The sequence below is a fragment of the Bradyrhizobium sp. AUGA SZCCT0222 genome, from assembly GCF_018130205.1.
Classification (GTDB): Bacteria; Pseudomonadota; Alphaproteobacteria; order Rhizobiales; family Xanthobacteraceae; genus Bradyrhizobium.
Genome location: NZ_JAFCLX010000012.1, coordinates 92,112 through 114,329, shown reverse-complemented (window position 1 = coordinate 114,329; position 22,218 = coordinate 92,112). Strand labels below are relative to the sequence as shown.

Sequence of the window (22,218 nt, the reverse complement as noted above, 5' to 3'; positions counted from 1 at the left end):
AAAACTGTCATGCCCCGCGAAGGCGGGGCATCCAGTACTCCGCGGCCTCTCCGCTCTATCATCAACGTCTCTGGAATACTGGATCACCCGCTTTCGCGGGCGATGACGACGGGCGGCGCTCAACTCACCGCTGTCCGCTTCGGCTCGACGATCTCGAACATGCGAGGGAATTCGTCCATCAGCATCATCAATTCGCCAAGCCGCATCGGATTGCCGGTGACCTTGATCGCGCCGCTTTCGACCGCTTCTGGAAACGTCGTCAGCTTGGCGATGACTTCGTCGAGCACGCTGCGCGCCAGCGTGAACGTCGCATCGGCGTCCGCCGCCTGTGCGCCCGCCACGTAAGTCAGCGCGCTGTTCTCCAGATTGAGCACGAAGTTTTCGTTGGTGTCCGTAAAATGCCAATTCAACACGATACGCTTGCCTTCGGCTTTGGGGCCGTTGAGGCGCACGCCGAGCACGTCCCATAGCTGCTCGGTGCGCAACGCGGCCAGCGTTTCGCGCGCCATCGCCGCGCGTGCCGGCACCTTCGGCATGCCCAGCCGCAATTCCTGCGCACCGAACAGATAGGCGTTGCGCCAGGTCGAGCTCTCCGAAGCATAGCCGAGCTGCTCGAGCGTATCGGCCAGCATCGCGCGCGCGGCCTGATTGTCGGGATCGGCGAACACCAGATGGCCGACGGCCTGCGCCACAAAGCGAAACTCGCCCTTGGCGAAGTCTTTTCGGGCGCGATCGAGGATCGCCTCCGCACCGCCCATATACTCGACATATTTCCGGCCGGATTCGACCGGCGGCAGCGGATCGAGATTGACCGGATTGGCGTCATACCAGCCAAGATATTTCTGGTAGATCGCCTTCACATTGTGCCGGATATGGCCGTAGTAACCGCGTCCGTGCCAGGCGCCGTCGAGACTCGCCGGCAGACGGATTGTTTCGGCGATTTCGGCCGCGGTGAGGCCGTGGTTCATCAGGCGAATGGTCTGGTCATGCGCGAACTTATAGAGATCGCGCTGCTGTCGGATCATGGTGTCGATCCGATCATGGCCCCACACCGGCCAATGGTGCTGGCCGCACATCGCATCGGCCTTGCCGCCCCACATCTGCAGCGCCTCGCCGAGATATTTCGACCACGCCAATGCATCGCGCACATCGGCACCACGGAACGGCAGCAGATTGTGGAAATTATGCGTGCAGTTCTCCGCCAGATTGAGCAGCTTATAGCGCGGTATGAAGAAATGCATCTCCGCCGGCGCCTCGGAGTTCGGCGCCATCTGGAATTCAAACTCAAGCCCGTCGATGGTGCGCTTGTCGCCGGTTGCAATGATCAAATCGGTCGGACGCAGCAGCGCGACCGATCCCGCCGCCATCGACTTGCCGAGACCGCAATCGACCTGCCCGTGCACGCCCTTGGGCAGCAGCGGCCCGAACTGATATTGCGCCCGGCGCAGCATCGCGGGCCCGGCGATGATGTTTTCGGAGACCGCGTGCTCCATGAAGAAATTCGGCGCTAATATCGGCACCCGGCCGCTCGCCAGGGTTTCGTCGTCCAGCACGCCGCGCGCCCCGCCCCAATGGTCGGTGTGGGTATGGGTGAGGATCACGGCCACGACCGGGCGCTTGCCCCGGTGCTGGAAGTACAATTCCATCGCGGCGCGGGCGCCCTCGATCGAGGTCAGCGTGTCCACCACGATCACGCCGCTGTCGCCCTCGATCAGCGTCATGTTGGCGATGTCGAGCCCCCGCACCTGATAGACGCCGGGGACCACCTCGAACAGGCCGTGATGCATGTTGAGGCGCGACTGCCGCCACAGGCTCGGATCCACGGTCGCGGGGGCTTCCTCGGCCGAAAGAAAACCATAGGGCTCGAGACTCCAGACCACCCTGCCCTGCGGCGAGGTCACCTTCGCGTTTTCGATGGTGCCGAGGAAGCCCCGCGCCGCATCGTCGAAATCGCGCGTGTCCGAAAACGGCAGCGCCTTGAGGGTCACCGCATGCTGCGCAATGACCGGCGCGGAAGCTTGCTTGGGAGTTTCCTTGCGCGTTTCCGCACTTGTTGTTTGGGTCATACTCGTTCACTCCCTCGCGTCGTGACAGAATCCGAAAACAGCTTCAGCGGAACTCCAACCCTTCGAACTCGCCATTGCTGCGCCACGTGTCGATATATTTGAAATAGGCCAGCGGGCCTGCGGGATGGCCGACATTCAGCTTGGCCGCCGGACCGGGTTCGCGCCCCTCATTGTTGTAATAGCCGGGGGTGCAGTCCGGCGCGCCGATCATCCGCCCGGCGCCGGTCAACAGCAGTTCGACCCATTTGTCCTCGGCCTGCCTGGTGACTTCGATCTGCCTGAAGCCGTTTTGCTGTGCGTGCCTGACCATGACGGCGATAGTCTTTGCGGCTTCGGTCAAATTATGCGGCACGTTGGAGATCAGGTTTGCGCCCTGCGTCGGCTGCACGAAGAAGGCATTCGGAAAACCGTGGACGTGGATACCGTGCTTGGATCGCATCCCCTCGGCCCAGTGCTCCGACAGATTGACGCCACCCCGGCCCGTCATGTCGAACCCGGATCGCCGCCTGTATTCGGTGCCGACCTCGAAACCCGACGCGTAGATGATGCAGTCGAGCTGGTATTCCCTGCCCGCGACGACGACGCCCTTCTCGGTGATTTTCTCGACGCCCTTGCCGTCGGTATCGACCAGCTGCGTGCCCGGCGTGTTGAACGCCTGCAGATAGGAATCGTGGAAGCACGGCCGCTTGCAGAGCTGGCGGTACCAGGCCTTGAGCTTTGCCGCGGTCTCGCAGTTATCAACGATGGTGTCGATCCTGGATCGGATCTCCTCCATCTTCTCGAAGTCGGAGTCCTCAAACGCGGCCAACATCTTGGCCGGAACCCGCTCCTCGCGCGGCAGCTGCATGATCTTGGCCCGGATCCGCCGCGACAGGTCGGTCCAGCCGTCCTGGACCAGATCTTCCTCGGCATTGCCGCCGGCCTGGTTGGCCGTGAAGTTTTCCAGCCAGCGCTGCTGCCAGCCGGGCGTGGCAATCCCCGAAAACCATTCCGGATCGATCGGCGCGTTGGCGCGGACATCGACGGAAGACGGCGTGCGCTGGAAAACGTAGAGTCCTTTGGCCGCGCGTGCCAGATGCGGCACGCACTGCACGGAGGTGGCGCCGGTACCGATGATGCCGACGCGCTTGTCGGCAAGCTTGTCCATGCGCGCGCCCAAGGGATCGCCGCCGGTGTAATCGTAATCCCAACGGCTGGTGTGGAACGAATGTCCCTTGAAGGCCTCGATGCCCGAAATGCCCGGGAGTTTCGGCACGTGCAGCGGCCCCGTGCCCATGCCGACGAACTGCGCCGTGAAGACGTCGCCGCGGTTGGTGGTGATGATCCAGCGCGAATGCGCTTCATCCCATTTCAGGTCGGAGACTTGGGTATGGAACAACGCGTTGTCGTAGAGGCCGTATTGCTTTCCGATCCGCCGGCAATGCGCGAGAATTTCCGGCGCGTGCGCGTATTTCTCTGATGGCATGTGCCCGGTTTCTTCGAGCAGGGGCATATAGACCATCGAGGCCGTATCGCATTGCGCGCCGGGATAGCGGTTCCAGTACCAGGTGCCGCCGAAATCGCCGCCCTTCTCGATGATGCGGATATCCTTGATCCCGGCTTCCGTCAGCCGCGCGGCGGTGGCAAGGCCCGCAAATCCGCCGCCGATGAAGGCGAAGGTGACATGGTCGGTCCTGGGATCGCGCGGGGTGACGGGCGTATAGGGATCGTCCAGATAATGCGCGAGCTGTCCCTTGACCTCGATGTACTGGTCGTTGCCGTCGGCGCGGAGCCGCTTGTTGCGCTCCTCCATATACTTCGCCCGCAGCTGCTCCTTGTCGAAAGCGCGGCTGCGCAGGTTTTGCGGTTCGTCCGTGACCGTCATCCGAAATTGCCTCTGATCTGCTGCAGATATACCCCGTAGCCGACACGCAGTAAGCGTCCGCACGGCGAAAAGATCAACCAGGAGATCAGTAAGGCGTCAGTGCTGCGCCCAGAGATAGGCTGCGGTCGCCGCGAAGCCGAGCGCGGTTCTCACGGCATGCAGCCCTCCCCAATGCACGATCAGTCGGCGAGATTCCGGGCCAGCATCGGCGGCGGCGATGGCATTCAGCCTGCGGTTCGTCGGCATGATGCCGAACAACGTGTAGGGCCAGTTGGCCAGCATGAGAATCGCGCCGACGGTCCAACGCCAATCGCCGGTCTGCCACGCCGCGGTCAATCCCAAGACGCCTGAGATCACCGCGCAGCTCGCCTGCATCACAAAGCCGCGCGCATAGCTGGGTTTCCATTGCGTCAGCAGGCTCCTGTCATCAAGCAGCAGACGCGCCGGCTGTTCGGCGAAATTGATGAAGAAGGCCGCGCCGGCGAAGGCCGCGGCGACGACGGTGGCCAGTTGTCCGATGAGCATCATTACGCACTCCGATATTGACAATATGTTGTCATTTCGTATACTCATTGCCAATGAGAAGCAAGCCACATACGCCAGCCGGACAGGCCCTGACCGGGCTGATCCTCGCCATATTCCGGCTCAACGGCCGGCTGTTGCTGGCCGGCGACCGGCTCGTCGCCGGCCTCGAACTCACCAGCGCGCGCTGGCAGGTGCTGGGGGCCATTGCGCTGGCCGAGCGGCCGCAGCCCGTGGCGTGGCTGGCGCGCAACATGGGACTCAACCGTCAGGGTGTTCAGCGCATCGTCAACGAAATGCGGGATGAAGGCCTGCTCGAGCTGCAGCCCAACCCGCATCACCGGAGGGCGCATCTGGTCGTGCTGGCCAAGCGAGGGAAGGAAGCGTTTGAGGCCGCCACGAGGCTTCAGGTGCCGTGGGTGAATGCACTCGCCGAAGGCGTCAGCCTGAAGGATCTTGTGACGACGCAGAGAGTGGTTGCGAAGCTGTGCGAGCGGCTGGAGTCAGGGTTGAACGAGGAGGCTAGCGAGCGCGGATAAACTCTCAGCCGCACTCTCCGTCATGCCCGATGTCCCGGGCATCCACGTCTTTCTGCACCAAAGGAAGCAAGACGTGGATGGCCGAGTCATCTGGCGCGAAGACGCGCTTCGCGCTTGCCCGGCCATGACGAGGAGCGATATCACTCCGGAACGACGCTACGCGTCACTTCTTCACCTTGCTCGCATCCATCTTGATACTCGTGTCGAGCATCTTGGTCGAGAACGCGGTGCCGACCTCGAACGGCTTCTCCATGCCAAGATAGGTCTGCACCAGTTCATAGTCCTTCTTCATCCGCTCGGCGTCGATCCAGCCCAGCGCCTTGGTGGTGGTGAAATCGTCGGTCATCAGGAACTTGATGCGCTCCCACTGGCGTTCCTGGTTCTCCTTGTCGAGCCCCGACGCGGCATCGAGCAGCGCCTTCAGGCAGGGCGCGACGTCGGCGACGCAGGCGGCAAACGCCTTCTGGCTGACCTTGACGAACGCATCTGCAATTTTCGGATTCTTTTCCAGATAGGCGCCGTTGACGATCAGCGAGTTGCCGTACGGGTTGAGCCCGATGTCCTTCCAGTTGACGTAGCCGAGGTCGGCACCGAACTCGATCACCTTGAGATCGTGTTCGTTGTAAAAATCGCTGATGATATCGACGGTATGGCTCTTCAGCGCCGCGATCTTGGCGGTCGGCCCGACATTGACGAAACTGACCGCGTCGGGCGCGATACCGGCGGCCTTGGCGAACGCCGGCCACATCACCCGCGACGCGTCGCCGGGCGGATTGCCGATCTTGTGGCCCGGAAAGTCCTTGGCGCTGTTCACGCCATAGCTCTTCAGCCAGTAGAACGTCTGCCCGGTGTTGGCGTAGATGCTCATCAGCGCCACGACGTCGGCACCCTTGCTGCGCGCCACCAGCATGGTCGCGAGATCGGCGATGCCGAACGGCGAACCGCCGGAGCCGACCTTCAGCGACGACACGCCGGAACCCTTGCCGGTCTCGATGGTGAGATCGATGCCGGCTTTCTCGTACCAGCCCTGCGCCTTGGCATAATAGAACGGCGAATGGTCCGCGGTCGGCGCCCAGTTCAGGATCAGGTTGACGGCCTCGCCGGCATGAGAGGGAGCCGCCTGGACCGCAAGCGCAAGCGCCAGTGACGCAATCTTCAAGCCCTTCATGGCATCTCTCCTGGTTTGCAGACTGGTAATATCCCGGCCTTGTCGTTGCACGCCCACGACGTTACCAATGCAACAAGGACGAGACGAATTGTCAACTGTTTGGTTGGAAATGCCTATAAGACGAGCTGATAGCACCGGGCCCAAGCGGCGCGATCCGGCGGCGACGCGGGAGAAGCTTCTGACGGCGGCACGCCGTGAATTTGCCGATAGTGGCCTCGCCGGTGCCCGGGTCGACGAGATCGCGGCGCGCGCCGGCGTCAACAAGCAGCTGGTCTATCATTACTTCGGCGACAAGGACGCGCTGTATCTGGCGGTGCTGGAGTGGGTCTATGAGGAAATCCGCGCCCAGGAACGCAAGCTCAACCTCGAAGGCCTGCCGCCGCTGCAGGCCATCAAGCGGCTGATCGAGGCCTCCTTCGACCACCTCGCCGCCCATCCCGACTTCATCGTGCTGCTGAACGACGAAAACCGCGGCGGCGCCCGGCATGTGCGCGGCTCCCGCAAGCTGGCGGCAATGCATTCGCCGCTGGTCAGTATGGTCTCGGCCATCCTGAGCGAAGGTGTCCGCGCCGGCGTGTTCCGCAAGGGGATCAATCCGGTGCATCTCTACATTTCGATCGCCGGGCTGAGCTATTTCTACTTTTCGAACACGCCGACCCTGTCGGCAATCTTCGGCAAGGACCTGTCGAGCCCGACGGCCCGGAAGGCCCGCCGCAAGCATGTGGTCGACCTGGTGATGCAGTCGCTGCGGCCGTAACGTTCGGCGTCATTCCGGGGCGCGTCGAAGACGCGAACCCGGAATCTCGAGATTCCGGGTTCGATGCTTCGCATCGCCCCGGAATGACACCCTCCTAATCAACCAACTGGTTGAAACCTAGGCCGCCCCGCGATAGACTGCCACCGCGCGCCCGGGAACCGGACGCGCCCCAACGAGGAGTACGCAGTGTCTGGCGATGCAGGGCGATCGGCGAGGACGGTGGCGATCATCCTGATCGCGCATCTGGCCGTGATCGTGCTCTGGCAGGTGCTGGTCGACGCCTTCCAGGTGCCGAAATTCATCCTGCCCTCCCCACTTGCCGCGCTCTCGACCCTGACGTCGGCCAAATATGCCTGGCTCTCCAACCTCTGGGTGACGGGCGCCGAAATCCTCGGCGGCTTCTGCCTCGGCGCGCTGGTCGGCGTCATGCTGGCGGTCATGTTCACCTGGTCGCCGCTGATCAGCCTGTTGCTGCTGCCGCTGTTCGTCACGCTGAACATGATTCCGAAAGTGGCGCTTGGACCGCTGTTCATCGTCTGGTTCTCCTACGGCATCTTTCCGAACATCCTGATCGCGTTTTCGATCTGCTTCTTCCCGATCCTGCTGACGACCGCGCGCGGGCTGAGCGAGGTCGAGCCCGACCTGCTGGATCTCGTGAAATCGCTGCGCGGCTCGCGCTGGACGCTGTTCCGGAAGATCCAGCTGCCGGGCGCCCTGCCTTACGTATTTTCAGGCATGAAGGTCGGCGCCATCCTGGCGGTCGCGGGCGCCATCGTCGGCGAGTTCATCGCCTCGGAGCGCGGGCTCGGCTATCTCATGATCCAGGTGCAGGCCTCACTCGATACGCCGGCGATGGTGATGGCCGTCATTCTTCTGACCCTGCTCGGCGTGGCGCTGTACGGCCTGGTGCTCGGCCTCGAGCGGCTGTTCGTGGTCCGTGACGTCAGGCTGCAATAAGACAAGGGAACAGGCATGCTGCTGACACGCAACCACCTGCCGGAGACGATTCCGGATATCGCCGCCCTCGACGAACTGCTGTGCCGTCCGAGCCAGGCGCTGATCGACGACCTGCGCAAGGTCGATGGCGACATCATGGTTTTGGGCGTTGCGGGCAAGATGGGGCCAACGCTGGCGGGGCTTGCCAAGGCCGCCGCACCTGACCGGCGGGTTATCGGCGTCGCACGCTTTAGCGATGGCAGCGTCAAGGACTGGCTGCAGGCCCGTGGCGTCGAAACGATTAATTGCGACCTGCTCGATGAGGCCGCCATCAAGGCGCTGCCAAAAATTCAAAACATCATCTTCATGGCAGGGCGCAAGTTCGGCGCCGAGGGCGATCTTTCGCTGACCTGGGCGATGAATGCGCATGTCCCGGCACTGGTGGCGCAGGCCTTTGCCGGCTCGCGGATCGTGGCGTTCTCGACCGGCTGCGTCTATCCCTTCGTGCCTGTGAGCGGCAAAGGCGCCGACGAGGACCTTGCGCCAAATCCGCCCGGCGAATACGCGCAATCCTGCGTCGGGCGCGAGCGCATGTTCGAATATTTCTCGCGCAAGCATTCGACGCCGGGCCGGCTGTTCCGGCTCAACTACGCGATCGACATGCGCTACGGCGTGCTGCACGACATCGCGAGCAAGGTGCTGCAGGGCAAGCCGATCGACGTCAGCCTCGGCCATGTCAATTTCATCTGGCAGGGCGATGCCTCCTCGCAGGCGCTGCGTTGCCTGGCACATTGCGACACGCCGACCTCGCCGATCAATGTCAGCGGCCACGAAATTCTCGCGGTGCGCGACCTCGCCGCCAAATTCGGCCAACGGTTTGGAATTGCGCCAGTCATCACCGGCAAGGAAGAGCCGACGGCGTGGCTGACCAATACGTCGCAGGCCGTCAAACTGTTCGGCCTGCCGGTCGTCGACACCGATCAGCTGATCCGCTGGACCGCCGACTGGGTGTCGCGGTCGATGCCGAGCCTCGGCAAGCCCACCAAGTATGAGGTGCGCGATGGCCGGTACTGAGCACGTCGAGCTCATCGAACTCGGCGTCGGCGATGCGCCGGCTGGATTGCTGTTGTCGACGGAGGCGCATTGGAACCAGAACGAGGCCGACTGGCGGTTTTTCCTGAGCAAGGGAATCGTGTTCGGCGTGCGTGACGGCAAGCAACTGGTCGCGACCGCGGCGCTGTTGCCGTACTCCGCCGGCAATGCATGGATCAGCATGGTGTTGGTGACCGCGAGCTGGCGCCGCCGCGGTGTCGCGACCCGGCTGGTCGACGCCTGCCTCAACGCTGCGACAAAGCGCGGCCTCACCACCTGGCTCGACGCGACGCCTGATGGAGCCAACGTCTATGGCCCGCTCGGCTTCACACCGACGCTGCAATTGCGGCGGCTGCGGCTGGAAGCCCCGAAAGGCGTGAGCGCCGCACAATCGCTATCGAATTGCAGCGTCGCCGATTTCATCGCGCGCGATGTCAGCGCCATGGGATTTGACCGCGGCGCTCTGCTGACCGAGTTCGGCGGCCGCGCCGGCTCCCGCATGGTATCATCAGGCAACGCCGTTGCGCTGGTCCGTGACGGCCGTACCGCGCGCCATGTCGGACCTGTCTTTGCCGAGACCCACGACAGCGCGCTGACCCTGGTCGACGCCATCGTACGGTCAGAGCAAGGCCCGTGGCTGCTTGACGCCGTGCATTCGCAGGACGATTTCCTGCGCGGCCTCACCGAAACCGGCTGGACCATCGAGCGGCCGTTCCAGCGCATGCGGTTCGGCCGCGCCACCATGCTGGCCGCGGAATTGCCGTTCGCGGTCGCCGGCCCGGAATTTGGATAGGGATTTTCATGCACCACAGCGAAATCAAATCCGGGGTACGAAAACTGGTCGCCGACGGCACGGTGATCCCCGCGCATCCGCTGGCGCTCGATGCCAACCGCACGCTCGACACCAGGCACCAGCGCGCGCTGTCGCGCTACTATATCGATGCCGGCGCCGGCGGCCTTGCGGTCGGCGTGCATACCACGCAGTTCGCGATCCGCGATGTCGGACTCTACAAGCCCGTGCTGGAGCTGGCGGCGCAAACCGCGGCCGACTGGACCAGGCGGCCGCTCGCGATGGTCGCGGGCCTCGCCGGTCCGACGCAGCAGGCAATTGCGGAAGCTCAGATTGCGCGCGGCATCGGCTACCACGCCGGCCTGCTCAGCCTTGCCGCGATGAAATCTGCTTCCGAAGACGAGATCATCGCACATTGCGAGGCGGTGGCGCGCGAGATTCCGCTGGTCGGATTCTACCTTCAGCCCGCGGTCGGCGGCGTCATTCTCAGCGCAAACTTCTGGCGGCGCTTTGCAGCGATCGACAATGTCATCGCGATCAAGATCGCGCCGTTCAACCGCTACCGCACCCTCGACGTGCTCCGCGGCGTCGCCGCCGCGGGTGCGCTCGACCGCGTCGCGCTCTATACCGGCAATGACGACCATATCCTGCTCGATCTGATGCTGCCGTTCGACTTGCGCGACAAGGGCGTTACCACCCGCACGTACTTCAAGGGCGGGCTGCTCGGCCACTGGTCGGTGTGGACGGCAGCCGCGATCAAGCAGTTCGAGATGTGCAAGGCCGCGCGCTACAAGGACACCGTGCCGGCGGATCTATTGGCGCTCGATGCCCGGGTGACCGATTGCAACAGCGCGTTCTTTGACGTCGCCAATAATTTCCACGGCTGCATCGCCGGCTGCCACGAAATCCTGCGGCGGCAGGGACTGATGCAGGGGCTGTGGTGCCTCGATCAGGCCGAGGGGCTGAGCCCCGGCCAGATGCAGGAGATCGACCGCGTCTGCCGCGAGCACGCCGATCTCTCCGACGACGCCTTCGTCGCCGACTACTTGCAGAAATGGCTGGCATGACGGCGGAAGAGCCCTTCATCAGCCTGCGCAACGTTCGCAAGGTCTACCGCTCGAAAGGTACGGAGTTTCTGGCCGTCTCCGACGTCACCATGGACGTCAGCGAGGGCGAGCTGGTCTCGCTGGTCGGACCATCCGGCTGCGGCAAGACCACGGTGCTGAAGATTCTGGCCGGGCTGCACGAGGCCGACGGCGGCACCATCAAGATCGGCAATACCAGAACCCCGTTCGATCCCGCGCGCGACATCGGCATGGTGTTCCAGCAGGCCTTGCTGCTGAAATGGCGGACCATTCTCGACAACGTGCTGCTGCCGGCCGAAATCGTCGGCCTGCCGATGAAGGCCGCGCGCGCCAGAGCCCGCGATCTGCTCAATCTCGTGGGCCTTGCCGGTTACGAGGACAAATATCCGCAGCAACTGTCCGGCGGCATGCAGCAGCGCACCGCAATCGCACGCGCCTTTATCCATGATCCCAAACTGATCCTGATGGATGAGCCGTTCGGTGCGCTGGACGCGTTGACGCGCGAACAGATGAATCTGGAAATGCTGCGGATCTGGCGCGAGAGCGGCAAGACCATCATCTTCGTCACCCACAGCATCCAGGAAGCCGTGTTCCTCGCCTCGCATTGCGCGGTGCTCACATCAGGCCCGGCGCGGATGGCGGAGTACTTCCCGATCGAACTGCCGTTTCCGCGCGATCTGCCGATCAAGACCACGGATGAGTTTGGCGCCTATGTGCGCCGGATTTACGGGAGTTTGGGGATGGGGCCGAGCGGGTAGATTTAGCCGTCATTGCGAGCGCAGCGAAGCAATCCACCTCTCAACATGCCGCACTATGGATTGCTTCGCTTCGCTCGCAATGACGGGCCGCTATTCATACGACACCGGCCCGGTGTCACGATAGGCCCAGCAGCTTTCGCGCGGCAGCGACACCGGGGTCTCGGTGCCGACCTGATGCCGGGCGGCGGTGCCGAGTTCGACCACCTCCAGCCGGCGACCGAACAATTCGATGCCATAGGCGGTTTGCGTGCCTTGGTAGCGGCGATCGAGCACGCGGGCGGGGAAAGTATTGGCGCCGTTGCGCTGGCCGATCGTGATGTTCTCCGGCCGCAGCGCGATGCGCACCTTCTCGTCCGGACCCAGCGAATGCAGCAACGCCACCTCGCCGCGGCGTCCGTCGCCGAAATCGACCGTGCCAAATTCGCCGTTGCGCGATACCAGCGTGCCCGGGAGTTCGTTGGTGGCGCCGGTGAAATTGGCGACGAACAGATCCGCCGGCCGGTTATAGATCGCGTCCGGCGTATCCATCTGCAGCAATTTGCCGTCGCGCATCACGCCGATGCGATCGCCGAGCACCACGGCTTCAGCCTGGTCATGGGTGACATAGAGCGCCGTCATGCCGGTTTGCTTGAGGATGACGCGCAGATCGTCGCGCAAACGCAGCCGCAGCTTGGCGTCGAGATTCGACAGCGGCTCGTCGAGCAGCAGCAATTGCGGCCGGTAGACGATGCTGCGTGCCAAAGCGACGCGCTGCATCTGGCCGCCGGACAGCGCCACCACCGGGCGCTCGGCATACTCCGACAGGCCGACCAGTTCGAGGGCTTCATCGACCTTGCGGCGGGCATCGCTGCGCGAAATCTTGCGATGCTTGAGCGGATAGACCACGTTCTGCCGCACCGTCATATGCGGCCACACCGCATAGGACTGAAACACCATGCCGAGCTCGCGAAGGCGCGGCGGAACAAGAATGCCGTTGGCGGGCGCCGACACGATCCGGCCGGCGATACTGATTTCGCCATCGGTTGGATGTTCCAGCCCCGCGACGCATCGCAGCGTCGTGGTCTTGCCGCAGCCGGACGGACCGAGCAGCACCACGATCTCGCCGGCCGGCACGGCGAAGCTGACGCCGTCGATCGCCGGGCGGCCGACCGCAAACTGCTTGCGCAGGTCGGTTACCTCGAGAGTCGCCGTCATGAAGAAGCCTGCGTCATGCGTGGATGCTCACTGCCGGTGACCGTAGGTCTTGTCCCACTCCGCGACCCATGGCTCGTGCAGCTTGACGTATTCGTCGAACTTCGGGAACCAGACCTTGACCACCTTGGGATCGAAACCCTCGGGGTAGACCGGCGCCACCTTGAGCGAGGTCAAATTGCCGAGCTCCTTGATCATGAAGGTTTGCCCCTCCTTCGACAGGCACCAGTTCAGGAACAGCTTTGCCGCATTGGGATTGGCGGCGGTCTTTGGAATTCCCGTGGCGTAGGGATTGACCGGAGCGCCTTCGGGCGGGAAGAAAATCTTGATCGGCGCGCCGTCCTTCTGTTTCGGATAGATCGCATTGTAGAGCAGCGGACCCATCGCGACTTCGCCGCGCACCAGCGAGTCCGACATCGGCGCGCCCGACGGATAAAGGATCGGACGGGTCGCCGCCTGCTTGGCCCAATAGTCCTCACCCAGCACCTGGCGCTCGAACATGACGCGGGTCCAGGTGGTGCCGCCGGACCGGGCGAACACCTGCCCGGTCTGCTTGTCGTATTCCTTCTTGGTCAGATCCATCCACGACTTCGGCGGATTCTTGACCAGTTCAGTGTTGTAGGCGATGGACCAAACCAGGGTCACGCGCGGCCATAGTTTGGGAGAAATCAGCGAATCCGGGTTGTAATCCGCAGCATTCGGCGGCGCGTAGTCCTGGAACAGGTCGGCCAGCGGCTGCATCAGCGCGCGATCGGAATGATCGACCACGTCGGCGATCAGCTTGCCGGCAGCGGCCTCAGTCTTGACGCGGGTAATGAGCTGGCCGCCCGGCGCGCGCACCATCTCGACCTTGATCTCGGGGAAGCGTTTCTGAAACTCCTTGATCACCTGCTGCTCGACCTCGGCGAAATTCGCCGTGTAGAACACCAGTTTCCCCTCCTTCTTCGCCGCCGCGATCAGTTCGGGCGAACCGAACTCCTGCGCCTGCGATGGTGCGCCCCACAGGATGCCGAGACCGGCGACGCCAGCCAGCGCCATTTTGGTGAAGATCCGTCTATGCATAGCAATCCTCCCTAAAGTTTTTTATCCGGTGCGGGCGACGCCGCTCTGCGTCGCCTCGCGCGACAGCCAGTTGGCGCCGCCGATGAGAACACCGAGCAGAACCGTCTGCACCAGGCTGAATGCGGCGGTCTTGCCGAGATTTCCGCCTTCGTAATAGTCGAGCAGCAGCACCGACATCACCATGGTGTTGCTGGTGTAGAGAAACAGCGACGAGCCGAGTTCTCGGATCGCCAGCACGAACAACAGCGTCATCGATGCGATCACGCCCGGCCGCGCCAGCGGCAGCACGATGGTCCGGATGGTGGCGAACATGCCCTTGCCGCAGACCCAGGCGGCCTCCTCCAGCTCGCGATGGATCTGCATGAACGAGGTCGACAGCGCCTTGACCGTGTCGGGCATGAACCGCGCAATGAACGCCAGCGCCAGGATCCAGATCGTGCCGTAGAGGCCGCCGGGGATGCCGATCCAGGCCCACAGATAGGCGACGCCGACCACGAGGCCGGGAATCGCGACCGGCACGGTCGAGATCAGGTCGATCCAGCGCCGCCCCGTCACTTGCGTGCGGTGTATGGTGTAGCCGATCGCAAACGCCAGCGCGCCGCCGACTACCGCCGTGACCACGCCGACCTCGACCGCATTGTAGATCGACCGCAGCGTCAGCGGATTGTCGAAGATGCTGTTGAAATGCACCATCGAGTACTGGCGCATGTCGAACAGGCTGGCGACGTCGCGGATGAACATGAACTTGCGGAACGCCGCCACGATCAGCGCGAGCAGCGGCAGCACCACCACGATCAGGAGGTAGACGATACCGATGGCGAACGTGAACCAGCGCCAGCGCCCGAGATCGAGGCTGCGTGGCCGGAACGCCTTGCCAGCCACCGTCGTGTAGCTGCGGCCGCTGAGCACCCTGTTCTGCAGGAACACCAGCGCGCCGGTGACCACCATCAGGATGATCGCAACCGCGGCGGCCGTGTTGTAGAGCGGCGGTGACCAATTGGTGAGCTTGAAAATATACGTGGTCAGCAACGCCAGATTGGTCGACGACCCCAGCACCGCCGGAATGCCGTAGATGCCGAGCATCACGATGAACGACAGCAGCATGCCCGAGATGATCGCCGGCATGATCAGCGGGAACGTCACCGAGAACAATGTCGCGAACGCGCTGGCACCGGAGATTTCGGCCGCCTCTTCCAGGCTCGGGTCCATGTTACGCAGCGCCGAGGAAGTGAACATGTAGACGTAGGGCGCGTAATAGATGCCGAACACGAACACGAGGCCCCACAGCGAATAGAAATCGACGCGCCAGTCGAGCCCGATCCATTTGAACATGGTGTTGATCAGGCCGGTCTTGGGAGAGCCGAGGATCGCCCATGCCACGCCCGCGACCAGCGGCGGCGCAAACAATGGCAGGATGCTGGCGGCGGCGATAAAGCCCTTGAACGGCGTGTTGGTGCGTACCACGATCCAGGAGAACAGCAACCCGATCACGACCGCAATCGCGGTGCCGCCGCCGCAGGCGATCAACGTGTTGACCAGCGCCTCGCCGACATTGGGATTCGCCAGCACCACGAGAAAATTCGCGATCGAAAGATGGCGGAGGCTGATGCCCTCGACCACCGGGTTGGTGTCGGTGAGCGCCCCCAGCAGCAGCATCAGGATCGGATAGATGACGAGAAAGCCGAGAATAACCAGCAGGAGCACAACCCACAGGTTAGCCCACACGCGCCGACGCATCCCCTCACTGGCGCTACGCATGACCTCGCTGCGCCGGTTCGCCTGTCCGTCCAAAGCGCTTCCCCTTGGCCTGCGACCGTCCGTTTTCGGATCTTGCGCCCGCAATGCGCGGCGAGCCTAGTCGATCAGGCGGCGGGCGGGAAGTAGCACAAAGTCGGCGGCTCAAAATGCCGCGGAAGCCCGCCTTCGCATACGCATCATGCAACGGCGTGCCTGTGGAACATCTCGCGTCCGTAGTACACGCCCCTTAAGGGCGTTACCCGCGCCGACCGTGGAGAGCCCGATCTCGATGTCAGAAGTTGCGACCGCCAAGCCGCCTACCACGCCCGGTATCGACGGCTTGCCGCCGGAACTCCGGCGCTGGGCGGTCGCGGCGATCTTTACCGCACTGGCGCTGGCCTCGCTCGACACGGCGATTGCCAACATCGCGCTGCCCGCTATCGCCGCCGACCTCCATGTCAGCCCGGCCGATGTGGTCTGGGTCGTCAATGTCTATCAGATCGCACTGGTGGCGACGCTGCTGCCGCTCGGCGCGCTCGGCGAAATCGTTGGCCATCAGCGCATCTATATCGGCGGCCTGTTGCTGTTCACAATTGCCTCGATCGGCTGCGCGTTAGCGTGGTCGCTGCCCAGTCTGGTGGCAGCGCGGGCGCTGCAGGGGCTCGGCGCCAGCGGCATCATGGCGGTGAATGCGGCGCTGGTCCGCTACGTCTACCCGACCCATATGCTGGGCCGCGGTTTTGGTCACAACGCGCTGGTGGTCGGCACCGCGTTCACGCTTGGACCGACGATCGCGTCCGGCATTCTGGCGCTGGGTCCCTGGCCGTGGCTGTTCGCGATCAACATTCCGTTCGGCCTGATCGCGGTGTGGATCGGCTTGAAGACGCTGCCGCCGACGCCACGCGCGACGCACGCATTCGATTTTGCGAGCGCCGCGCTGACCACAGGCTGCCTCGGCCTGTTCATCATCGGGATCGGAAGTGCGGCACACAGCGCACCACCGGCGCTGGTAACGGCCGAACTGGCCGGCGCCATCATCCTCGGCTGGATCATGATGCGGCGGCAGGCGGATCACCCGGCGCCGATGCTGCCGATCGATCTGTTCCGGCGCCCGATGTTTGCGCTATCGGCGGCGACGTCGGTGTGCACCTTTGCGGTTCAGGGCATCGCTTTCGTCTCGCTGCCGTTCTATTTCGAAGACGTGCTGATGCGCACCCAGGTCGAGACCGGTTTCTTCATGACGCCGTGGCCACTGGTGGTCGCGATCATGGCGCCGATCGGCGGCCGGCTGTCCGACCGCTATCCGGTCGGCATTCTCGGCGGTATCGGCCTCGCATTGCTATGCGCGGGAATGGTGTTGCTGGCGACGCTGCCGGCGGACCCCGGCGTCGCCAACATCGTCTGGCGCATGGTGGTGTGCGGGATCGGCTTCGGCTTTTTTCAAACTCCCAATTTGCGCGCGCTGATGTCGAGCGCGCCGTCGCATCGCAGCGGCAGCGCCAGCAGCATCGTCGCGACCGCACGGCTGACCGGGCAAACGCTCGGCGCGGCGTTCGCCGCACTGTGCTTTGCGCTCGGCGGCCACGATGGCGCGACGCTTGCTTTGGCACTCGGCGCCGGATTTGCCGCGCTCGGATGCGTGATGAGTTTCCTGCGTCTGGTGGTAAGCGCGCCGCAAGATTGATTGGAGGGAATGTGCCTACCAGGCAGGCAAACCCTGGCCGACCATCGCGAACATGACGGCCATGTGGCGCCCCCTGCGCCCACGAAACCCCGGCCCTTCAATTTTCTTCCGCGCTGCAAACGCATTTTCTTGATTTGAACTATTCCAGATTGCGGTCCAGTGTCCCCGCCGGGTTCAATTGATGAATTGAGCTAACAGGGGAAACGCGATGGCAAACCTCACTATCAACGGCAAATCAATCAATGTGGACGTCGAGGACGACACCCCGCTGCTATGGGCGATCCGGGAGAATGTCGGACTGACCGGCACCAAATACGGCTGCGGCATTGCACAATGCGGGGCCTGCACGATCCATATTGACGGCGTCGCAATGCGCTCCTGCGGCATCTCGGTCAGCGAAGCCGTCGGCAAGCAGATCACCACGATCGAAGGTCTGGCCGCCAGCGATGGCGCACTGCACAAGGTGCAGCAGGCCTGGATCAAGAACGATGTGCCGCAGTGCGGCTATTGCCAGACCGGCATGATCATGGCGGTGGCGGCGCTGCTCAAGGACAAGCCGAAGCCGACCGACAAGGACATCGACGAGACCATCACCAATATCTGCCGCTGCGGCACCTTCCAACAGGTGCGCGAGGCAATCCACGCCGCCGCGAACGCTTGAGGGGGATGTCATGAACAAGCACATCACGCCCACGCTCAACCGCCGCGCCTTCGTCATTGGCACCGCCGCCGTCGCCGGCGCCGGGCTTTCGGTCGGCATGGATATCCCCTTCGGTGGACCGACCGTGGTCCGCGCCGCCGACGGATCGCCTGAAGTCAACGTCTGGGTGGTGATCCGCCCCGACGACACCGTCGTGATCCGCATCGCCCGCTCGGAGATGGGACAGGGAACGCTCACCGGCCTGGCCCAGCTCGTCGCCGAAGAGCTCGAATGCGACTGGTCGAAGGTCACCACCGAGTATCCGACACCGGGTCAAAGTGTCGCACGCAAGCGGGCCTGGGGCGATTTTTCGACCGGCGGCAGCCGCGGCATCCGCACCTCGCAGGATTATGTCCGCAAGGGCGGCGCCACCGCGCGCATGATGCTGGTCCAGGCCGCGGCCAATGAGTGGAAGGTGCCGGTTTCGGAATGCACCGCCGCCAACAGCACCATCACGCACACACCGACCGGCAAGAAGACGACCTATGGCAAGGTCGTGGAAGCCGCGGCCAAGCTGTCGCCTCCCGCAGATGCCGACGTCAAGCTGAAGGATCCGAAGGACTGGAAAATCGCCGGCAAGGGCGTGCTGCGGCTCGATACCGCCGACAAGACCACCGGCAAGATGATGTATGGCATCGACGTCAAGCTGCCGGGAATGCTGAACGCCGCGCTGAAGGATTGCCCGGTCTTCGGCGGCAAGCTGAAGAGCTATGACGAAGCCAAAGTCATGGGCATGAAGGGCGTCAAGAAGGTGGTGCGGGTCAACGACTCCACCGTCGCCGTCGTCGCCGACACCTGGTGGCACGCCAAGACCGCGCTCGACGCGCTGCCGATCGTCTGGGATGAAGGCGAAAATGCCAAGGTGTCGAGCGAGTCGATCGCCAAGTGGCTGGCCGAGGGCCTCGACAATTCGCAGCCCGCTTTCATCGGTAACCAGAACGGCGATGCCAAAGCCGCCATCGCCGGCGCCGCCAAAAAGATCGAGGCGGTGTACAACTATCCCTACCAGAACCACGCCGCGATGGAGCCGCTGAACGCCACCGCGCTTTACACTCCCGACAAGTGCGAGGTCTGGACCGGAACGCAGAACGGTGAAGCGGCATTCGCCGCGGTGATGGAAACCTCCGGCCTGCCTGCCGACAAATGCGAGGTTCACAAGCTGATCCTCGGCGGTGGCTTCGGCCGTCGCGGCATGACGGACTATGTCCGGCAGGCCGTCTCTATCGCCAAGCAGATGCCGGGCACGCCGATCAAGCTTTTGTGGTCACGCGAAGACGACATGCAGCACGGCACCTATCATCCGGTCACCCAATGCAAACTGACCGGCGCCTTCGACAAGGACAACAATCTGACGGCGCTGCATGTCCGGATTTCCGGCCAATCCATCCTGTTCACCGTGCGTCCGGCGGCTCTGGTCAACGGCATGGACACGGCCGCATTCCAGGGCCTCGCGCCCACCGGCGATTGGGCGATCGGGTATAGTTTTCCGAACCTGCTGGTCGAGCACTCGATGCGCAACCCCCACGTCCCGCCGGGCTTCTGGCGCGGCGTCAACGTCAATCAGAACGCGATCTATCTCGAGTGTTTCATCGACGAGCTGGCGCTTTCGGTCGGGGAAGATCCGGTCGCGTTCCGGCGCAAGTTGATGGCGAAGCATCCCAAACACCTCGCGGTGCTCAATGCGGTGGCCGAAAAAGTCGGCTGGGACAAGCCGCCGCCAAAGGGCGTCTACCGCGGCATCTGCCAGCACATGGGTTACGGCAGCTACGTCGCCGGTGCCGCCGAAATCTCGGTGACCGACGGCAACAAGATCAAGGTGCACCGTATCGTCGCTTCCACCGATCCTGGCCACGTCGTCAATCCGGCGCAGATCGAGCGCCAGATTGCAGGCTCGTTCGTCTATGGCCTGTCGGCTTTGTTCTACGGCAATTGCACCGTCAAGGACGGCCGCATCGAGCAATCCAACTTCGACACCTACAATTCGATGCGGATCGCGGAGATGCCGAAGGTGGAATCGGTCATCGTGCCGAGCGGCGGCTTCTGGGGCGGCGTCGGCGAGCCGACGATCTGCGTCGCGGCGCCCGCCGTGCTCAACGCATATTTCGCGGCAACGGGAAAACGCATCCGCTCGGTGCCGCTGAAGGATCAGGACATCAGCTTCGCCTGACACACGCGGGCGGCGGCCTTCACCGGCCGCCGCTCCACTAACCTTTCGGATATCAGCTGATGAAAGCGTTTTGCGTTGCCATCGGAATTACAACCCTCGTGGCGTGGAGTTCGCCGCTGCTGGCGGCTTCAGTCCCTCCGCCTGGTGCTGCGGCCTGTTCCGGCTGCCACGCCGCTGGCGCCGTGCCGGCCTCGCCGGTTTCGCGGCTGTACGGCCGTGACGCCAGCGATATCATGACCGCGATGACGGGATTCCGCGACGGTTCGCTTCCCGGCACGGTGATGAACCGCATCGCCAAAGGCTTCTCCGACGACGAGCTGCGCGCGATTGCGGCGTGGCTCGCGGCACAGAAGTAAGGGGCCACCATGGGTATCAACCATCGCATCAGCCGCCGGGAATTCGTTGGCGCCGGTGCTGCCGCCGTGACGGCACTGGCGTTTCCGCGGCCCGCATTCGCGCAAGCCGCAGCGCGCGTCGTCGTGATTGGCGGCGGCTTCGGCGGCGCGAGTTGCGCCCGCGCCCTGAAACAGATCGAACCGAAACTGCAGGTCACGCTGGTCGAGCCGAACCGGACCTTCACCGCCTGCCCGTTCAGCAACAACGTGATCGCCGGACTGCGTTCGCTCGAGGAACAGCAGTTCGGCTATGACAAGATCGCCGCCGGCGGCGTCACAGTGGTGGCGCAGGCGGCAACCGCGATCGATGCCAAGGCGCGGACCGTTGGGCTCGCCGACGGCACGTCGCTCGCCTACGACCGGCTGGTGCTGTCTCCCGGCGTCGATCTGCGTTTCGAAGCGCTGCCGGGCTACGACGAAGCTGCCGCCGCAAAGATGCCGCACGCCTGGAAAGCGGGCGAGCAGACACTGCTGCTGCGCAAGCAACTCGAAGCCATGGACGATGGCGGCCTCGTCGTGATCGCCGCACCGGCCAATCCGTTCCGCTGCCCGCCGGGACCTTACGAACGCGCCTGTCTGATTGCACATTATCTGAAGACCAAGAAGCCGCGCTCGAAGCTGATCATCCTCGACGCCAAGGACACCTTCTCCAAGCAGCGCCTGTTCCAGAACGCCTGGAAGGAGCTTTATCCGGGAATGATCGAATGGGTGTCGCTGTCACAGGGCGGCAAGGTGAACTCCGTCGATCCGGCGACCAACACGCTGATTACCGATTTCGGTAACCACACCGCGCAGGTGGCGAACGTCATTCCGCCGCAGCGCGCCGGACGCATCGCCACCATCGCTGGCGCGACCGACAATACCGGCTGGTGCGCGATCGATCCCGTCACTTTCGAATCCAAATCGGCGCCGAACATCCACGTCATCGGCGATGCCTGTATTGCCGGCTCGATGCCGAAATCCGCGTTCTCCGCGAATTCCCAGGCCAAGGCTTGCGCGAGCGCGGTCGCCACGCTGATCGCGGGCCGGGCGCCCGAGGCGCCGAAGCTGATCAATACCTGCTACAGCCTGGCAGCCCCCGGCTACGGCTTCTCGGTCGCCGGCGTCTACCAGCCGAAGAACGGGCTGTTCGCCGACGTCGAAGGCGCCGGCGGCGTCAGTCCGGCGGATGTGCCGCGCGACTTCCGCGCGCGCGAGGCCGACTATGCGAATTCCTGGTTCGCGACCATCACGGCGGAAGTCTTTGGCTAAGCTGCGCATGTCGGGTCAGATCCTTGCGGGCGCACTGCTCGCTTTGCCCGGCCTAGCTGCCGCGCAAGAGCTGCGCCGCTACGCCGTGACAGGCGACGCCATTGCGATGTCGCTGACCGGTGCGCCCGGCGATCCCGCGCGCGGGCGGACGACCCTCCTCAACCGCCAAAGCACCTGCATCCTCTGCCACAACGGACCGTTTCCGGAAGAGAAATTTCAGGGCGATCTGGCCCCCAACCTCGCCGGCTCCGGCAGCCGCTGGTCGGAAGGGCAGTTTCGGCTGCGGCTGGTGGACGCGAGCCGCCTCAATGAAGCGACGATCATGCCGTCCTATTATCGCGTGGACGGCCTGCATCGTGTTGGTCCGGTGTGGCGCGGCAAGCCGATCCTGTCGGCGGAACAGATCGAAGATATCGTGGCTTATCTGGTGACGCTGCGCGAATAGGAAGTGACG

General features: G+C 63.7%; 20 protein-coding genes. 13 read left to right on the top strand and 7 right to left on the bottom strand.

Annotated features, from left to right (window positions below; translation table 11 throughout):
• Window positions 1-119: 119 nt before the first annotated feature.
• The 3 genes from JQ629_RS13360 to JQ629_RS13350 all read right to left on the bottom strand — a co-directional run bounded on the left by JQ629_RS13360 (window position 120) and on the right by JQ629_RS13350 (window position 4,455).
• Window positions 120-2,066: an alkyl/aryl-sulfatase gene (locus JQ629_RS13360; RefSeq protein ID WP_212413071.1), complete on the bottom strand. Its 1,947-nt coding sequence runs from the start codon at window positions 2,064-2,066 to the stop codon at window positions 120-122.
• Window positions 2,067-2,109: 43 nt separating this feature from the next.
• Complete coding sequence (locus tag JQ629_RS13355; RefSeq protein ID WP_212413070.1) at window positions 2,110-3,930, bottom strand: flavin-containing monooxygenase; 1,821 nt, start codon at window positions 3,928-3,930, stop codon at window positions 2,110-2,112.
• Between the two features lie 96 nt (window positions 3,931-4,026).
• Entirely contained in the window at window positions 4,027-4,455 is a 429-nt protein-coding gene (locus tag JQ629_RS13350; protein ID WP_212413131.1) for an anthrone oxygenase family protein, read from the bottom strand.
• A 53-nt stretch (window positions 4,456-4,508) separates the two neighbouring features.
• Between JQ629_RS13350 and JQ629_RS13345 the strand changes: the two genes are divergently transcribed.
• Window positions 4,509-4,991 carry a MarR family winged helix-turn-helix transcriptional regulator gene (locus tag JQ629_RS13345; RefSeq protein WP_212413069.1) on the top strand — a complete coding sequence of 161 codons (483 nt, stop codon included), beginning with the start codon at window positions 4,509-4,511 and terminating at the stop codon, window positions 4,989-4,991.
• 163 nt (window positions 4,992-5,154) lie between these two features.
• Here JQ629_RS13345 and JQ629_RS13340 read toward each other — a convergent pair whose 3' ends face one another.
• On the bottom strand, window positions 5,155-6,159 hold the full coding sequence (locus JQ629_RS13340; RefSeq protein ID WP_212034590.1) for an ABC transporter substrate-binding protein: 1,005 nt from the start codon (window positions 6,157-6,159) through the stop codon (window positions 5,155-5,157).
• 109 nt (window positions 6,160-6,268) lie between these two features.
• Between JQ629_RS13340 and JQ629_RS13335 the strand changes: the two genes are divergently transcribed.
• From JQ629_RS13335 to JQ629_RS13310, 6 genes are all read left to right on the top strand, one after another.
• A complete protein-coding gene (locus JQ629_RS13335; RefSeq protein WP_212413068.1) occupies window positions 6,269-6,916 on the top strand; it encodes a TetR/AcrR family transcriptional regulator in 648 nt (215 codons plus the stop codon).
• Window positions 6,917-7,102: 186 nt separating this feature from the next.
• Window positions 7,103-7,873, top strand: a complete 771-nt coding sequence (locus JQ629_RS13330) for an ABC transporter permease (protein WP_212208475.1) — start codon at window positions 7,103-7,105, stop codon at window positions 7,871-7,873.
• A gap of 15 nt (window positions 7,874-7,888) precedes the next feature.
• Window positions 7,889-8,926, top strand: a complete 1,038-nt coding sequence (locus tag JQ629_RS13325; RefSeq protein ID WP_212413067.1) for an NAD-dependent epimerase/dehydratase family protein — start codon at window positions 7,889-7,891, stop codon at window positions 8,924-8,926.
• Window positions 8,913-9,737, top strand: coding sequence for a GNAT family N-acetyltransferase (locus tag JQ629_RS13320; protein WP_212413066.1), 825 nt, complete (start codon window positions 8,913-8,915; stop codon window positions 9,735-9,737). Before JQ629_RS13325 ends, JQ629_RS13320 begins: the two co-directional genes overlap by 14 nt.
• An 8-nt stretch (window positions 9,738-9,745) precedes the next feature.
• Window positions 9,746-10,801: a dihydrodipicolinate synthase family protein gene (locus tag JQ629_RS13315; RefSeq protein ID WP_212413065.1), complete on the top strand. Its 1,056-nt coding sequence runs from the start codon at window positions 9,746-9,748 to the stop codon at window positions 10,799-10,801.
• Complete coding sequence (locus JQ629_RS13310; RefSeq protein ID WP_212413064.1) at window positions 10,789-11,577, top strand: ABC transporter ATP-binding protein; 789 nt, start codon at window positions 10,789-10,791, stop codon at window positions 11,575-11,577. The genes JQ629_RS13315 and JQ629_RS13310 overlap by 13 nt, the downstream gene beginning before the upstream one ends.
• Window positions 11,578-11,667: 90 nt before the next feature.
• Here the strand turns inward: JQ629_RS13310 and JQ629_RS13305 are convergent, their stop codons facing one another.
• Genes JQ629_RS13305 through JQ629_RS13295 form a run of 3 tightly spaced genes read right to left on the bottom strand, consistent with a single transcriptional unit; the run spans window position 11,668 to window position 15,588 of the window.
• Window positions 11,668-12,771: an ABC transporter ATP-binding protein gene (locus JQ629_RS13305; protein WP_212413063.1), complete on the bottom strand. Its 1,104-nt coding sequence runs from the start codon at window positions 12,769-12,771 to the stop codon at window positions 11,668-11,670.
• Between the two features lie 27 nt (window positions 12,772-12,798).
• Window positions 12,799-13,830, bottom strand: a complete 1,032-nt coding sequence (locus tag JQ629_RS13300) for an ABC transporter substrate-binding protein (protein WP_249135019.1) — start codon at window positions 13,828-13,830, stop codon at window positions 12,799-12,801.
• A gap of 21 nt (window positions 13,831-13,851) precedes the next feature.
• A complete protein-coding gene (locus JQ629_RS13295) occupies window positions 13,852-15,588 on the bottom strand; it encodes an ABC transporter permease (RefSeq protein ID WP_212413062.1) in 1,737 nt (578 codons plus the stop codon).
• Between the two features lie 268 nt (window positions 15,589-15,856).
• Between JQ629_RS13295 and JQ629_RS13290 the strand changes: the two genes are divergently transcribed.
• The 6 genes from JQ629_RS13290 to soxX all read left to right on the top strand — a co-directional run bounded on the left by JQ629_RS13290 (window position 15,857) and on the right by soxX (window position 22,209).
• Window positions 15,857-17,251: an MFS transporter gene (locus JQ629_RS13290; protein WP_212413061.1), complete on the top strand. Its 1,395-nt coding sequence runs from the start codon at window positions 15,857-15,859 to the stop codon at window positions 17,249-17,251.
• Window positions 17,252-17,459: 208 nt separating this feature from the next.
• Complete coding sequence (locus tag JQ629_RS13285; protein ID WP_192734853.1) at window positions 17,460-17,912, top strand: (2Fe-2S)-binding protein; 453 nt, start codon at window positions 17,460-17,462, stop codon at window positions 17,910-17,912.
• A gap of 10 nt (window positions 17,913-17,922) precedes the next feature.
• The gene (locus JQ629_RS13280) at window positions 17,923-20,118 is read left to right on the top strand and encodes a xanthine dehydrogenase family protein molybdopterin-binding subunit (RefSeq protein WP_212413060.1); all 2,196 of its coding nucleotides are present in this window, start codon (window positions 17,923-17,925) and stop codon (window positions 20,116-20,118) included.
• A 59-nt stretch (window positions 20,119-20,177) separates the two neighbouring features.
• A complete protein-coding gene (locus JQ629_RS13275; RefSeq protein ID WP_249135018.1) occupies window positions 20,178-20,474 on the top strand; it encodes a c-type cytochrome in 297 nt (98 codons plus the stop codon).
• Window positions 20,475-20,483: 9 nt separating this feature from the next.
• Complete coding sequence (locus tag JQ629_RS13270) at window positions 20,484-21,764, top strand: NAD(P)/FAD-dependent oxidoreductase (protein WP_212413059.1); 1,281 nt, start codon at window positions 20,484-20,486, stop codon at window positions 21,762-21,764.
• A gap of 7 nt (window positions 21,765-21,771) precedes the next feature.
• Entirely contained in the window at window positions 21,772-22,209 is a 438-nt protein-coding gene (gene soxX / locus JQ629_RS13265) for a sulfur oxidation c-type cytochrome SoxX (RefSeq protein WP_212413058.1), read from the top strand.
• Window positions 22,210-22,218: the final 9 nt, after the last annotated feature.

Coding starts and splice junctions, on each gene's coding strand:
- JQ629_RS13360 (WP_212413071.1), bottom strand. CDS start 2,066: ATGACCCAAACAACAAGTGCGGAAACGCGCAAGGAAACTCCCAAGCAA.
- JQ629_RS13355 (WP_212413070.1), bottom strand. CDS start 3,930: ATGACGGTCACGGACGAACCGCAAAACCTGCGCAGCCGCGCTTTCGAC.
- JQ629_RS13350 (WP_212413131.1), bottom strand. CDS start 4,455: ATGCTCATCGGACAACTGGCCACCGTCGTCGCCGCGGCCTTCGCCGGC.
- JQ629_RS13345 (WP_212413069.1), top strand. CDS start 4,509: ATGAGAAGCAAGCCACATACGCCAGCCGGACAGGCCCTGACCGGGCTG.
- JQ629_RS13340 (WP_212034590.1), bottom strand. CDS start 6,159: ATGAAGGGCTTGAAGATTGCGTCACTGGCGCTTGCGCTTGCGGTCCAG.
- JQ629_RS13335 (WP_212413068.1), top strand. CDS start 6,269: ATGCCTATAAGACGAGCTGATAGCACCGGGCCCAAGCGGCGCGATCCG.
- JQ629_RS13325 (WP_212413067.1), top strand. CDS start 7,889: ATGCTGCTGACACGCAACCACCTGCCGGAGACGATTCCGGATATCGCC.
- JQ629_RS13320 (WP_212413066.1), top strand. CDS start 8,913: ATGGCCGGTACTGAGCACGTCGAGCTCATCGAACTCGGCGTCGGCGAT.
- JQ629_RS13315 (WP_212413065.1), top strand. CDS start 9,746: ATGCACCACAGCGAAATCAAATCCGGGGTACGAAAACTGGTCGCCGAC.
- JQ629_RS13310 (WP_212413064.1), top strand. CDS start 10,789: ATGGCTGGCATGACGGCGGAAGAGCCCTTCATCAGCCTGCGCAACGTT.
- JQ629_RS13305 (WP_212413063.1), bottom strand. CDS start 12,771: ATGACGGCGACTCTCGAGGTAACCGACCTGCGCAAGCAGTTTGCGGTC.
- JQ629_RS13300 (WP_249135019.1), bottom strand. CDS start 13,830: ATGCATAGACGGATCTTCACCAAAATGGCGCTGGCTGGCGTCGCCGGT.
- JQ629_RS13295 (WP_212413062.1), bottom strand. CDS start 15,588: ATGCGTAGCGCCAGTGAGGGGATGCGTCGGCGCGTGTGGGCTAACCTG.
- JQ629_RS13290 (WP_212413061.1), top strand. CDS start 15,857: ATGTCAGAAGTTGCGACCGCCAAGCCGCCTACCACGCCCGGTATCGAC.
- JQ629_RS13285 (WP_192734853.1), top strand. CDS start 17,460: ATGGCAAACCTCACTATCAACGGCAAATCAATCAATGTGGACGTCGAG.
- JQ629_RS13280 (WP_212413060.1), top strand. CDS start 17,923: ATGAACAAGCACATCACGCCCACGCTCAACCGCCGCGCCTTCGTCATT.
- JQ629_RS13275 (WP_249135018.1), top strand. CDS start 20,178: ATGAAAGCGTTTTGCGTTGCCATCGGAATTACAACCCTCGTGGCGTGG.
- JQ629_RS13270 (WP_212413059.1), top strand. CDS start 20,484: ATGGGTATCAACCATCGCATCAGCCGCCGGGAATTCGTTGGCGCCGGT.
- soxX (WP_212413058.1), top strand. CDS start 21,772: ATGTCGGGTCAGATCCTTGCGGGCGCACTGCTCGCTTTGCCCGGCCTA.